Annotated in this window: 13 protein-coding genes; 9 read left to right on the top strand and 4 right to left on the bottom strand. The window is 70.3% G+C overall.

What is annotated here, in order from left to right:
- From CIK71_RS16335 to CIK71_RS16320, 4 genes are all read left to right on the top strand, one after another.
- Positions 1-151 (top strand): integrase core domain-containing protein (locus tag CIK71_RS16335; protein ID WP_141393739.1); only part of this gene is annotated, 151 nt, incomplete at its 5' end.
- Positions 82-1,056 carry a ribokinase gene (locus tag CIK71_RS16330; protein WP_096166741.1) on the top strand — a complete coding sequence of 325 codons (975 nt, stop codon included), beginning with the start codon at positions 82-84 and terminating at the stop codon, positions 1,054-1,056. The genes CIK71_RS16335 and CIK71_RS16330, both read left to right, overlap by 70 nt.
- 327 nt (positions 1,057-1,383) lie before the next feature.
- A complete protein-coding gene (locus CIK71_RS16325; protein WP_245857723.1) occupies positions 1,384-2,799 on the top strand; it encodes a Gfo/Idh/MocA family protein in 1,416 nt (471 codons plus the stop codon).
- On the top strand, positions 2,799-3,842 hold the full coding sequence (locus CIK71_RS16320; RefSeq protein ID WP_096166740.1) for an NEW3 domain-containing protein: 1,044 nt from the start codon (positions 2,799-2,801) through the stop codon (positions 3,840-3,842). Before CIK71_RS16325 ends, CIK71_RS16320 begins: the two co-directional genes overlap by 1 nt.
- Before the next feature lie 157 nt (positions 3,843-3,999).
- Here CIK71_RS16320 and CIK71_RS16315 read toward each other — a convergent pair whose 3' ends face one another.
- Positions 4,000-4,791 carry a hypothetical protein gene (locus tag CIK71_RS16315; RefSeq protein WP_096166739.1) on the bottom strand — a complete coding sequence of 264 codons (792 nt, stop codon included), beginning with the start codon at positions 4,789-4,791 and terminating at the stop codon, positions 4,000-4,002.
- A gap of 205 nt (positions 4,792-4,996) precedes the next feature.
- Between CIK71_RS16315 and CIK71_RS16310 the strand changes: the two genes are divergently transcribed.
- The 4 genes from CIK71_RS16310 to CIK71_RS16295 all read left to right on the top strand — a co-directional run bounded on the left by CIK71_RS16310 (position 4,997) and on the right by CIK71_RS16295 (position 9,134).
- Positions 4,997-5,632 (top strand): hypothetical protein, encoded by a 636-nt coding sequence (locus tag CIK71_RS16310; protein WP_141393738.1) that lies wholly within the window; start codon positions 4,997-4,999, stop codon positions 5,630-5,632.
- Positions 5,629-5,934: a hypothetical protein gene (locus CIK71_RS16305; protein ID WP_096166737.1), complete on the top strand. Its 306-nt coding sequence runs from the start codon at positions 5,629-5,631 to the stop codon at positions 5,932-5,934. Before CIK71_RS16310 ends, CIK71_RS16305 begins: the two co-directional genes overlap by 4 nt.
- A gap of 203 nt (positions 5,935-6,137) precedes the next feature.
- On the top strand, positions 6,138-8,243 hold the full coding sequence (locus CIK71_RS16300; protein WP_176485676.1) for an endo-beta-N-acetylglucosaminidase: 2,106 nt from the start codon (positions 6,138-6,140) through the stop codon (positions 8,241-8,243).
- Positions 8,244-8,369: 126 nt separating this feature from the next.
- On the top strand, positions 8,370-9,134 hold the full coding sequence (locus CIK71_RS16295) for an SDR family NAD(P)-dependent oxidoreductase (RefSeq protein WP_096166735.1): 765 nt from the start codon (positions 8,370-8,372) through the stop codon (positions 9,132-9,134).
- A 63-nt stretch (positions 9,135-9,197) separates the two neighbouring features.
- Here the strand turns inward: CIK71_RS16295 and CIK71_RS16290 are convergent, their stop codons facing one another.
- A complete protein-coding gene (locus tag CIK71_RS16290) occupies positions 9,198-10,229 on the bottom strand; it encodes a proline racemase family protein (RefSeq protein ID WP_096166746.1) in 1,032 nt (343 codons plus the stop codon).
- Positions 10,219-11,394 (bottom strand): alcohol dehydrogenase family protein, encoded by a 1,176-nt coding sequence (locus tag CIK71_RS16285; RefSeq protein ID WP_245857710.1) that lies wholly within the window; start codon positions 11,392-11,394, stop codon positions 10,219-10,221. The genes CIK71_RS16290 and CIK71_RS16285 overlap by 11 nt, the downstream gene beginning before the upstream one ends.
- Before the next feature lie 252 nt (positions 11,395-11,646).
- Here CIK71_RS16285 and CIK71_RS17815 point away from each other — a divergent pair, with 252 nt between their 5' ends.
- Positions 11,647-12,120 (top strand): CvpA family protein, encoded by a 474-nt coding sequence (locus tag CIK71_RS17815; RefSeq protein ID WP_158541918.1) that lies wholly within the window; start codon positions 11,647-11,649, stop codon positions 12,118-12,120.
- A gap of 113 nt (positions 12,121-12,233) precedes the next feature.
- Here CIK71_RS17815 and CIK71_RS16275 read toward each other — a convergent pair whose 3' ends face one another.
- Entirely contained in the window at positions 12,234-12,551 is a 318-nt protein-coding gene (locus CIK71_RS16275) for a hypothetical protein (protein ID WP_096166732.1), read from the bottom strand.
- Positions 12,552-12,642: the final 91 nt, after the last annotated feature.

The following is a 12,642-nucleotide window of genomic DNA, read 5'->3' as shown; positions in this document are numbered from 1 at the left end:
CGCCTACGAGTCCGAGAACGAACGGCGAGAGGCCATCGCGATCTGGGTCCATCACTATGACTACCATCGGCCCCACACCGCCTGCGGCGATCAGCCCCCGGCCTCACGCCTCCACGCCGGCGTCGACAACGTCATGACCAACTACATCTAGTCCTCGGAGTTCCCCGGCACCCGGAGCCGGGCGAGACCCTCGCCGGCACCGGGTCCCGACGCTCACCGGGCGGCAAGGGTGCCAATCAGGCCTGCGCCGCGGCCCTGCTGGGCGGCGACGTCCGATTCGCGGGTCGCACCGGCGCCGGGCCCGACGCCGACCTCGCCCTCGCTCTGCTGCGCGACGCCGGAGTCGATCTGACCGCGACGGAGGAGGTGCCCGCGGAGGAGACCGGGTTGGCAGTGGTCACCGTCGACGAGGCCGGCGAGAACAGCATCGTCATCATCGCCGGGGCGAACGGCTCCTGGTCGGCGCAGGACGTGAAGAGCCTCCGGGCCGCGGTGAAGGCGAGCGACCTCGTCGTCTCCCAGGGAGAGATCCCGGCCGCCGCAGTGGAGCAGCTGGCACAGCTCTGTGTCGAGACCGGCACCCGATTCCTGCTGAACCTGGCGCCGGTGATCGAGGTCGGAGCCGGCACGCTCGCCACCGCGGACCCGCTCGTCGTCAACGAGTCGGAGGGCCGCCTCGCGCTGACCGCGCTCACGGGCACCGACGCACCCGACGCACCCGACGCACCCGACGCACCCGACGCACCCGACGACGATGCGGCCACCGTGCGAGGCCTGCGCGATGCAGGCGTCCCCTCCGTGGTGATGACACGCGGCGCACGTGGCGCGATCCTCGCGACCGACGCCGAGTTCGCCGAGGTCAGCTCGCCGAAGGTGCACGCCGTCGACACGACCGGCGCCGGTGACGCCTTCGTCGGGGCGCTCGCCGTGGGCCTCGCCCGGGGCGAGAGCGCGGCCGACGCCTGCCGGCGCGCGGTGCGCGTCGGCGCCTTCGCCGTGACCCGGCACGGGGCGCAGCCGTCCTACCCCTCACGGCAGGACGAGCTGCCTCAGTGACACCGCACTGAGCTGGGACACGGCACTGAGCTGGGACGCCGCAGTGAGCTGGCCACACGCTCGCTCGGACGTCCGCCCACGTACCCGGACGTCGGCCCACGCACCGGGCGTCTGCCCACACGCCGGACGTCGACCCACTCCTCGGACGTCCGCCCGCGCTCCGGGACGTCGGCCCCATTTCATGTAAAACGATTGCCACCGTCCGTGGTCTGTGCCACATTGGAGCCAGTCCGGCCACACCGACGTACCGGGCGAGGCCGCCGGGTCCCCGCGGTCGCGGCCCTCGCGCGAGGGCTCCTCCTCCACCCCACTCCTGAGGTGACCCTGGTGAACCATCCCTCCCCCTCCACCCCCTCCCGTCGCGGACTGCTCGGAGCAGCCGGCATCGCGGGCCTGACCGTCGCCGGAGCCGGCACGGCCGCACCGGCCGGCGCCGCTCCCGGCCCTGCCGCCCCGATCCCCGGCCCCGCCAGCATGATCGGCGTGCCCTACGCGCAGCGCGACACCGTGCGCATCGGCATCATCGGCCTGGGCAATCGTGGTGCCTCGATGGCCTCCGGCTGGGCCGCTCCGCCCGGAGCACGGATCGACGCGGTCTGCGACATCCGGGCCGACCGCGCCACCAAGGTCGCCGCCGCCCTGGAAGAGGAGGGCCACGACCGCCCTCGCGAGTTCGGCGGCGAGGACACCTCGTTCCAGGACATGCTCGACGAGGTCAAGCTGGACCTGGTGTACATCGCGACGCCGTGGGAGTTCCACTATGCCCAGGGGAAGGCGGCGCTGCTGGCCGGGGCGAACGTGGCCGTCGAGCTGCCGATCGCCACGGAGATCGACGAGATGTGGGACCTGGTCGCCACCGTCGAGCAGACGCAGAACCACCTCTTCCTCGCGGAGAACACCTGCTACGGCCGCAACGAGCTGGCCATGGCGCGCGCCTCCCACGGCGGCCTGTTCGGCGACGTCACCAGCGGCGCCGGCGCCTACCTGCACGACCTGCGCGGCCTCATGTTCGACGAGGACTACTACACCGACCACTGGCGTCGCACCTGGCACACCACCCACAACCGGTCCTTCTACGCGATGCACGGGCTGGGCCCGATCGCGAACGCCATGGACATCAACCGCGGCGACCGGATCACCACGATCCGGGCCACGGCGACCGCTCCACGGGCGCTGGCCGACTACCGCGAGAGGTTCATGCCCAAGGACCACCCCTCATGGGCCGACACCTACATCAAGGGCGACCTCATCACCTGCCTGCACGACACGGACAAGGGGCGCGTGATCCGCACCGAGCACGACGTCTCCTCCCCGCGCCCCTACAGCCGGATCAACTCCCTGGCCGGCACGCGCGGACTGCTGGAGGACTACGTGCCGATGGGCGATTCCGGCGCCCGCGTCTACGTCGAGCCCGACCACGCCGACGACGTCTGGCGCAGCTTCGACGGGTTCCGCGACGAGTTCGACCACTGGCTGTGGCAGGACGTCGGCGAGGACGCGGAGAACAACGGCGGCCACGGCGGCATCGACTACCTGCTGCAGTGGCGCACCGTGCAGGCGATCCGGCTGGGGCTCGAGCCCGATATCGACGTCTACGACTCGGCGACCTGGTGCGCACCGGTGCCGCTCAGCGAGGAGTCCATCAACCAGGACGGCGCCGTGCTGGCCATGCCCGACTTCACCCGCGGGCAGTGGAGCACGCTGCGCCAGGGCATCGATTCCGAGCGGAAGGAGATGCCCTGATGAGCATCCAGAACCTCACCCCCACCCCCATAACAGCGCGACCGGGAGCAGGCGCCGGGGCGCTCCCCGCGACCGCCCGAGCGCTCGCCATCCTGGTCACCGGGATGGCCCTGCTGCTGGGTGCGGTGCTCCCCGCCCAGGCGGCCATCCAGACTCCCCATCAGATCGGGGTCCGCCTCACGCCGCTGGACCTCACCGATCAGGACACGCTCCAGACCCTCACGGTCACCGTCACCAACTCCTCCCGCGAGGCGATGACCGAGACGAGCGTCGACCTGCACGGGCCGGCCGGCTGGAGCATCGCCCCGGCGCAGCGCGAGGTGGAGGAGCCGATCGCCGCGGGCGATACGGTCACCGAATCCTTCCAGGTGCGGGTGCCCACGCTGCGCGAGGGCTTCCGCGTGCATCCCTTCACCGCGACGGTCACCTACAACGGCGGGGACGGGCACGGCACCGTGGTGCAGGAACGGGTCCAGACGACGGGCACGCCGCTCGCCTCGCTGGAGGAGGCGTACGACAACGTCGGTGCCACCACGCTCGACACCCTCGCGGAGGGCGACTTCGACGGGGAGGGCAACTCCTTCTCCGCCGAGCAGCTCAGCGAGGCCGGGGTGGAGTCCGGAGCGCACGTCACGGGCGCCGGGGCCGAGTTCACCTGGCCGGACGTCGAAGCCGGTACGGCGGACAACGCCACGGCCGGCGGAGAAGCGATCTCCCTGTCCGGGTCGGGCAGCGACCTGGCGTTCCTCGCCTCCGGCTCGGGAATGAACGCCACCGGCACCGCGACCGTGTTCTACACGGACGGCACCACCAGCACCGGCACGATCTCCGTGCCGAACTGGACCGGTGCGGGCGCCAACCCGGACGCCGAGGTGGTCGCGGCCACCTCTGGGCGCAACACCCCGGACGGCTACGGCAACGAGAACGGGACCTACTCCGTGTATGCGGTCTCGATCCCGCTCGAGCAGGACAAGCAGGTCGAGACCGTGATGCTGCCTGGGAACGGGTCGATCCACGTGTTCGACATGCAGGTGGTCGGCTGAGGCTGCCTACTCCACCAGGAGCCGCCCCGCAGCGGCATTGTTCAACCGTCACGGATGTTCCAGCATGTTGAACAGAGGGACTCGATTGAACATCCGAGGGGCGCTCGGAGTCGAGGTCGACGATCTGAGCGCCCGGCGGCTCGCCAGCTCGGGGGCCTCAGCGTCGGTTGTTGTATCTGTAGGCCTGTGAGAGCTGCGCCTTGCGAATTTCCGCGTCCTCGCGCTCGCGCTTCCTCGTGGCCATCGCTTGCGTGCTGAAGTACGCCGGCCCGCGAGCTGCCGCCTCCCGAGCTGCGCGCTCTTCGCGGGCAGCTGCCCGTCGTCTCTGCGAGCCCCACGCCGCGGCGCCGCCCCGTGCAAGAGCACGCGCCCCAGTGGCCGCAGCGCGCCCGACCCTGCGGAGGTCCTCGTCTCGCCGCTGCGAAGCGGCGTCCGCCTGCGCCTCGTCGGAAGGAGTCTGCGGCGGGACTCTCTGCGCAGCGCCGTCGACCGGGGACGGAGGGAACTCCCGCTCGGAGGCCGAAGCGGATTCGTAGGTCGAGGGTGGCTGCTGCGGAGAGAACGACGTGCGGCGCCGACTCCCGGCGAGATGGTTTCGGTAGATCACCAGCACTCCGGAGCCGACACCACCCGCCAGCGCACACAGGCCGACCAGGAGAGCACCCAAGGCAGCGAACAATGTGGACCCGGCGGTGGCCTGAGAGGTCGACACGATCGCAGCGATCAGGGCGGTGAGGAGGGCGAACGCTGATGCGCCGAGGCCCACAAAGCCCGCCCATCGCACACGGCGATACCCCAGGACGGCAGTCGCCCCGAAGACGGGGGCGAGGAGCAGGCCGGTGAAGAACGGGGAAGGAAGGCTGAGGAGGGTGGTGAGTCCCAGCATCGCGACCCCCACCAGCACGGGCCCGGGGGTCGGCTGTTCCGCAGTGTCCGAGAATGGTGTCATGAGCACTCCTGGTATGGGGATGGTCGAGGGGCATGCTGTCCGGGCGTGGGTCCCTCAACCCCGTACGCGACGTCAGCCACCGGTCACCCACACCGACCCCTATGTCAGTAAACGCTAACATGGGTCGGTATTGCGGGGGCCGCCGTAGGCCGCAGCACGAACACCCGTACCCCATTCGTCGACCTAGGAGCGCAGTATGCGGTCGGTGCTCTCCGCTGACCTGTCCACGTTTGCAGGGCGCCAGCTCGCCGTCCCCCTGCCGGATGACTGGGTCTCGACAGGGCTGGTCATGGAACGGCTCGGCCTCACCCAGTCCCTGGCGACCCAGCTCATGGTCTCCGAGCTGGCTGGCGATCTGGCCGCTCGGGAGCCCGCCGCAGATGCCCCCGAACAGAAGTGGGTCATCCGGGCGGGGCGCAAGCTCCTGATGCCTCGCCACGGACTGGACCTCCTGACAAGGGTCCCGTTGGCGAACGAGGACCCGGGCCCTTACATCAATGTGCGCCTCGGACCCGGAACGCTGACCGACAGACCCGAGGACCCTCGCCGCTATCTCGGCTTCCACCGTGCCTTCACCGCGCAGGAGCGCTACGACGCAGCCACGGAATGGTGGTACTTCAAGCGGACCGAGGAATGGATAGGTCGTCCTTTCGTCGCTTCCCTCGCGGGATTCGTGACGCTCGCCGGACGCATCGAACGGGTGACCCACCACCCGACACGCGAGGTGGTGTCGTTCGAGATAGACACGGCCGACGAGCACGCCCTCCGCGCCTTTTCGGGAGCACGGATTCCCGTTCACCCAGGAGGCCCCGCGCTGAAGATCCAGCCGCGCAGCACTTGAACGCAGAGAGCACGGGGACGGCGACGACGCCGCCCCATGACCGCACCGGGTACGGGGACCGAGCCGAGGTCGCGGGGATGATCGTCGGGGCCCTGGCGGGCGTGTGCAACCTGTTGGGACCCAACATTAGCGTGAACGCACCCGACCGGATGCTCATCACTGCCGTGCACCTCGACACCGGGGACGTCGAGCAGCTCACCCGGCTCGGCATCGCTCCCGTGCTCGCCCCCGGCGCCGTCTTCGGCGACCACATCGTGTTCGGTGATCTGGCAGGGACGATGCATGCCGTGGAGCGGGCCTGAGGACTGAACCTGCTCGGTCCCGGAATCGGGGTTCCGCGGTGGCCGATCCGTGGCGCGACATGGAAGGTATCCGGTGGAAAAGTATCCGCGGGACTGCATCGCTTCTTGCCCGACCGGCATAGGATGGCTACGGTTGCTATACCGCTTAAGTGCCGATAGGCACCGGTTGCTTTGCCGCTGACCACTCGATGAAGAGGATCCCCATGACGTCCCTCTCCCGCCGCACGCTGCTCCGCGTCGGTGCCGCCGGAGCCGGCGCCGCCGCCCTCGGCGCGCACGCCTCTCTCTCCCCTGCCCATGCCGAGACCGACTCCGACCTGGGGAGCAGCGGCCCGTTCACCGCCCCGACGATGACGCCGGCCGAGCCGGGCTTCCCCGAGGGGCCCCTCAGCCGTGGCTTCCTCATCGACGACCTCGCTGATTGGACCCCGGAGACCGTCGAGTACGCGGAGAACTTCCGCAGCGCCGTACCGCTGCGCGACCGCATCCCGCACGACCCGGAGTCCCAAGCGCACCGCGACCTCAGCGCGGACACCCAGTACCTGGCGCTCGAGATCGACTACGACGGCTCCTCGTATCAGCCGCGAGCGCAGATCGACGGCGCGGAGGGGTACGTGTGGACACAACGGTTCTGGCCGTACTACGACGTGTGGGGCAGCTGGCACGGGCAGGTGGTCGACGGCGGCTCCTACGACGACGGCCCCGCCGGTCTGATCGACCTGCCCAACCCCGGGTTCGTCGAGATGGGGCACCTCCACGGTGCGAAGGTCATCGGTGGCTGGTTCTGGCCGCGCGAGGGAGATTTCGGCCCCTATGTCGAGCAGCGGGAGGACGGTTCGTTCCCGGTGGCGGACGCGATGATCGCGATGCGGCGCTACTTCGGGTTCGACGGCTTCTTCATCAACCAGGAGAAGGAGATCACCGCACGGGAGGCCGAGCAGCTCGCCGCGATGCTCCGGTACATCCGCGCCGAGGATCCCGAGCACTACCTGTGCTACTACGACGCGGTGCTGCCCGACGGCGAGCTGGACTACCAGAACCGTCTCAACGAGAAGAACCTCCCGTGGCTGGGGACCCCCGAGGACCGTCTGGCGGACTCGATCTTCCTCAACTACGACTGGCCGAAGGCAGACCCGGGTCTGGCCGGCAGCGCGGACGCCGTGCGCGCCGCCGGGTTCGATCCGCTGCAGGTGGGCTTCGCCGGCGTCGAGCATCAGAAGGGCGGCTTCGACCCACGAGAGCGGTTCGGCGATCTGGCCCATCCCGGTACCGAGGCTCCGCTGAGCATGGGCAATTTCGTCTCGCAGTCCTTCTGGTCCGATGCGGGCGACGACGCGCTCACCGTCGAGGGCCGACGGAGGTTCCGCACCCTCGAGCAGCAGTTCTTCTCCGGCCCGTCGGGCAACCCTGCCACCAGTGGCCGGGTCATCGACCCCACGCCCGACGGTCGCACCGACGTGCTGAACCCCGAGCGCTACGACGGCGTCGCCCACATGATCGTCGAGAAGTCGACGCTGGATTCCCTGCCGATCCGCACCACTTTCGGCGTCGGCGTCGGCAGTCACTTCCGGATCCACGGCCGGGTGGTCTCCACACGGCCGTGGAACAACGCGGGCATCGGTCAGCTGAACCCGACCTGGCAGTACTGGACCGAGCCGGAGCTGCCCCTGGGCGAGGTGCACCTCGACGAGACGATCGCCTGGGAGGGCTCCCATTCCCTCGGTGTCGACTCGGACGCGACCGACGTCGAGCTGCACCTGTTCAAGACGGCGCTGTCCCTGCCTCGGCAGTCCTTCGCAAGCGCCAGGATCCGCTCCTCGGAGGCCGTGACGGCGACCATGGTCCTCACCCATGACGACGGTTCGCGTTCGGAGGTCGTCCTGCACCGCGGCCGGCCGGACGAGGGCGATTGGGCGCAGCACCGCGGGCCCATCCCTGCCCGCGCCGCCAGGCGCCCGATCACCCGGGTGAGCCTGTCGCTCTCATCGACAGCGCCGTTGTCCGTGAACGTCGGCGAGGTCCTGCTGGTCGAGGCCCCGGAGATCATTCAGCCGACGACCCCGGCCGGGTTCACCGCCGAGGTCGCCTCCTCGCAGGGCGATGCCCGAGCCATGCAGTTCGGCTGGGAGCAGCAGGAGGCCGCAGAGTTCTGGGACCTCTTCCACATCGGCGCCACGACGCGGACATGGCTCGGTCGCACGCGTCGCGATCGGCTGTACGTGCACGCCGTCCCGTCCGGCGGCAGCGTGGAGCTGGTGGCGACCTCCGCCGATGGCAGCCGGTCCGACACGGCCTCGATAGAGGTCTGAGGGCTCGATATCTGATCTGGGGCGTCCCGAGCTCACCCGGCATCGTCACCGGCGGTCAGCGCCAGGCCGATCAGGGCGATCGCGAGGTCGTCCGGTCCGGGGACCGGCAGCCCTTAGGCTCGCCCCATGACGACGACGTCCCTGATCACCGGCGCCAGCTCCGGCCTCGGCACCGAATACGCCCGCCAGCTCGCCCGTCGCGGCGGCCGCCTCGTGCTGGTCGCGCGCGACAGCGTCCGCCTCGCAGCACTCGCCCTCGACCTGGAGCAGGAGGGAGCGGCGGAGGTCGAGGTCCTTGTCGCGGACCTGTCCTCGCCGAGCGGTGTCGCCGCCGTCACCGACCGCCTCGCCGACGCGAGACGACCGGTCGACACCCTGATCAACAGCGCCGGATTCGGCCTTCCCCTCGCCTTCGAGAAGAACGACATCGAGGACGAGGTGCGTCACCTCCGACTGCACGACGAGGTGCCGATGCGCCTGATGCACGCCGTACTGCCGGGCATGCTGGCGCGGCGTTCCGGCACGATCATCAACATCTCCTCGGCCGCTGCCGTGATGCCACGTTCCACCTACGCGGCCTGCAAGGCCTGGCTGGTGTCCTTCTCCCAGTGGGCCAACGGCCGGTACTCGACGCGGGGCGTGACCGTCACCGCCGTGTGTCCCGGCTACACCCACACCGACTTCCATGCCCGGCTGGGCCTCGCCAAGGGCGAGGAGGGCATCCCGGACTGGCTGTGGCTGGACGCTCCGAGGGTCGTCGAGGAATCCCTGCGGGACGTCGGCCGTGGAAAGGCCCTCTCCGTGCCGAGCCGTCGCTACCGCGCGATCTATACCGTGGCGCGCTTCGCACCGACCGGGCTCATGTCCAGACTCGCCGCACGAGGTCGCTGAGCGACGCCTTCCAGCCGCAGACGCTCAGGAAGAGTGCAGCACCGCGATCACGGACTCACGGACTCACGGACTCAGCAGCTTCTCCAGGTCGGAGGAGTCCACCAGCGGGTCATCGAGGTCCACGGTGATCCTCGAGCGGGCCATCAGGCGCGCCCGGCCCGTGATCGTGGATTGCCAGGCGGGGAAATCGCCCACCGTGGCCTCCTCGCCGACGGTGCCCACGAAGCGATTGCCCCGCGGGGAGATGGTCTCCAGCGTGTCCCCGGTCGCGAGGTCGCCGGTGCCGGCCAGGAGCGCCAGCCGCGCGGAGGTGCCGGTCCCCGTCGGGCTGCGGCAGATGACGCCGGGATGCACGTAGGTCGCGGACCGCGACTCGACCGTGCCGTTCTCGAGCGTGCGCACCCGCCCCATGAAGTGGACGAACGGGAGCGGGCCCACGTCGCCCAGGGTCGGATGCTCCTGGCGCAGCCCCGGGCGGGCCGTGCGCACGAAGGCGTCCCCGAAGGCGGTCAGCGCGATCTGCTCGTCGGCCGTGAGCTCGAAGCCGTGGTCGGCGGCGGTGATCATGGCGTAGTAGGCCCCGCTCCACACCAGGTCGAAGCGGACCCGTCCGTAGGAGGGCACCTCGACGGACAGTCCACGTTCGGCGACATAGGCTGGTTCGCCCTGGGTGGTGATCGACTCGACCCGCCCGTCGCGATTGCGGGCGGTGATCCGGGCCAGCCCGGCCGGGGATTCCAGGACCACCTCCTGCAGGCCCTCGGTCATCTCGATCATGCCGCTCTCCAGCAGGGCGGTGGCGGCGCAGAGCGTGTTGGACCCGGAGTACATCGGGTATCCCATCGCCTCCATGATGATGTATCCGGCCTGCGCCTCCGGATGCCCCGGCTCGACGATGAGGTCCACCGACATCGCCGGGTCCCCGTACGGCTCGGACAGCAGCAGTCGGCGCAGCCCGTCGCCCTCCCGTTGGAGGTAGCGGGCCTTCTCCAGCGCGGTGCTCCCCGGCAGCGGCTCGATGCCGGCGGTGACGATGCGGCTCACGTCGCCGCCGGCCTGGGTGTCGATCAGCTCGATCGTGCGTTCATCGCGCATCGGGATCACCGCCCGTCGACGTCACGCCGGCCGCTGCGAAGGGCGCGCCGACCTCGTCCCAGTGGCGGTCCGGCACGACGACCAGCTTGCCGATGTAGCTCTTGCCCAGGAACGTGCGCTGCGCCTGGTGGAAATCGGAGAGGCGGAAGGTGCGGTCCAGCAGTGGACGGATCGTGCCGTCCTCGATGTAACGCACCAGGCGCCGGAACGCGGTGCGGGTCCCCTGGGAGGAGCCGTGCAGCTCGAGCTGCTTGAGGTACATCGTGCGCAGGTCCAGATCGACCACCGGGCCGCCGATGGCGCCAGCCGTGCTGTAGCGGCCCTCCGGGCGCAGGATCCGCAGCAGATCGTTGAACATCGGCCCGGCGACCAGATCGGCCACCACGTCCACGGGTGCGTCGACCACGCGTGCGACCTCGGCAACCAGGTCCGGGGCGTCGCGGAGGATGATGCCCTCGGCGCCGATCTCCCGCAGCGCCTCCTCCTTGCCGGCGCTGGTGACGGCGTAGGGGATCGCCCCGCGCGCCCGCGCCAGCTGGATGATCGCCGAGCCGACGCCCCCGGAGGCCCCGGTCACCAGCACCCGCTCCCCCGCGGCCAGACGGCTGCGCACCAGCATCTGCTCGGCGGTGAGATAGGCGCAGCAGAAGGTGGCGAGCTCGGCGTCGCTGATACCGGTGGTCATCTCGTAGGCGTTCTCCGAGGGCACCGCGACGTACTCGGCGTACCCGCCGTCGCGGCCGTGGCCGATGTAGTCGATGTCCGCCAGGCTGTCGTCGCCCTCGGGCCGGTGGTAGATGCTGAAGTCCACCATCACCCGCTGTCCGAGGCGCGCCTCGGGAACCCCGTCCCCGACGGCCACGATGCGGCCGACGATGTCCGTGCCCTGGATGCGCGGGAACTCGAGCGTGGAGCGGCCGCGCCGCCAGGAGGACACCTCGGTGGGATCGGTGTCGCTGCCATACGCGCCCTCGCGCACCCACACATCGGTGTTGTTCATTCCGCAGGCGTGGACGTCGATCAGCACCTCCCCCGCCATCGGGCTCGGCGTGGGCGCCTCGCGAGTGTGGATCAGCTGCTCGAGACCGCCATGGCCCACCAGCTGGACCGCGCTCATCGTCTCGGGGGTCGAGGTCTTCTCTGGGTTCGAGGTCGTCGACATCATCGGGGTGCCTCCCCTGCTCGGAACGCCCGACCATGCAGTCGCGCGGTTCCCATCGAGGATTCCACCTCGGAGCGGTCCCGGTCCATAGGGAGGGCCGACGGCGCCGCGCGTGGCGCGCCGCGCGCTCACCACTCACCACTCGTCACTCACCACTCACCACTCACCACTCACCACTCACCACTCACCCAGGCTCGCCGTGGCACGATGCCTCCATCGCACGCCCTGAACGCAGAAGAGCAGAAGAGGTGGACCATGGACTGGATCGTCGACGTCGTGATCGTGCTGATCCTGCTCGGCACCACCGCCTCCGGGCTGCGCTCAGGATTCGCCGCGACCCTGGGGGCACTGCTGGGCCTGGCCGCCGGGATCGGCGCCGCCGTCTGGGCGATCCCGCACATCACCGACGCCGTCGATCCTGACTGGCGCACTCTGGCCGCGGTCGGCTCGCTCCTGGCGCTGCTCCTGATCGGCAGCGGCATCGGCGGCCGGATCGGGCACATGGTGCGCCGTGGCGCGGACCGCCTGCACCTGGGGATCATCGACCGTCTTCTCGGCGGCGCGCTCGGCCTCGTGATCGGCGCGGCCGTCGTCTACCTGGCCGGGTCAGTCCTCACCGGATCGGGCATCCCCGCCCTCTCCTCGGCCGTGGACTCCTCCCGCGCGCTGCAGATCGTGGTGGAGACGACGCCCGCAGCCCTCGACGGGGTGCTCGAGCGGCTGCGGTGACGAGCACCCGCCCGGGCTGACACGGGTGACGCGGAGACGCGAAGAAGCCACCGTCGGCGGTCTCGCGCCGGAGCAGCCGTCGGCGGCGACGTGCAGGCGTGCTCCGTCCGCGCTCAGCCGCCCGCGGGCCCTCCCCGCTGGGCGAGCTTCTCCTTGACCCCGCGCAGTGCGCGACCGAGTCCTGAGGCGTTGTCCTCCTCCTCGGGCAGCTCCACGTAGTCGACGACGGCGCGCATGGTCGCGAAGTCGACGCTGGGCATGCCGTCCTCGAGCAGGGTCCCGATCCGCTCGCCGACGAGGACTTCGAGGGTCTCGGCCGCCTCGGTGCCCCGCTTCTCGCGAACGCTCTGGAGGCGCTGCTCCAGCAGGGAGGCGGCGACGGCGGAAGCAGGGATGGGCTCAGAGTGGCCGGCGACGGTGATGTGTTCCATGGTGCGTCCCAACGTATCGAGGATCGGCGCGCGATACGTCCCTGCGCGCCTGCCGGGCTGCTGCGACCGGCTCCACAGCACAGTACCGGGA

Source organism: Brachybacterium alimentarium (assembly GCF_002332425.1).
In the GTDB taxonomy this organism is placed as follows: domain Bacteria; phylum Actinomycetota; class Actinomycetes; order Actinomycetales; family Dermabacteraceae; genus Brachybacterium; species Brachybacterium alimentarium.
The sequence above is the reverse complement of the archived record's forward strand: the minus strand, read 5'-3'. Positions and strand labels throughout refer to the sequence as shown.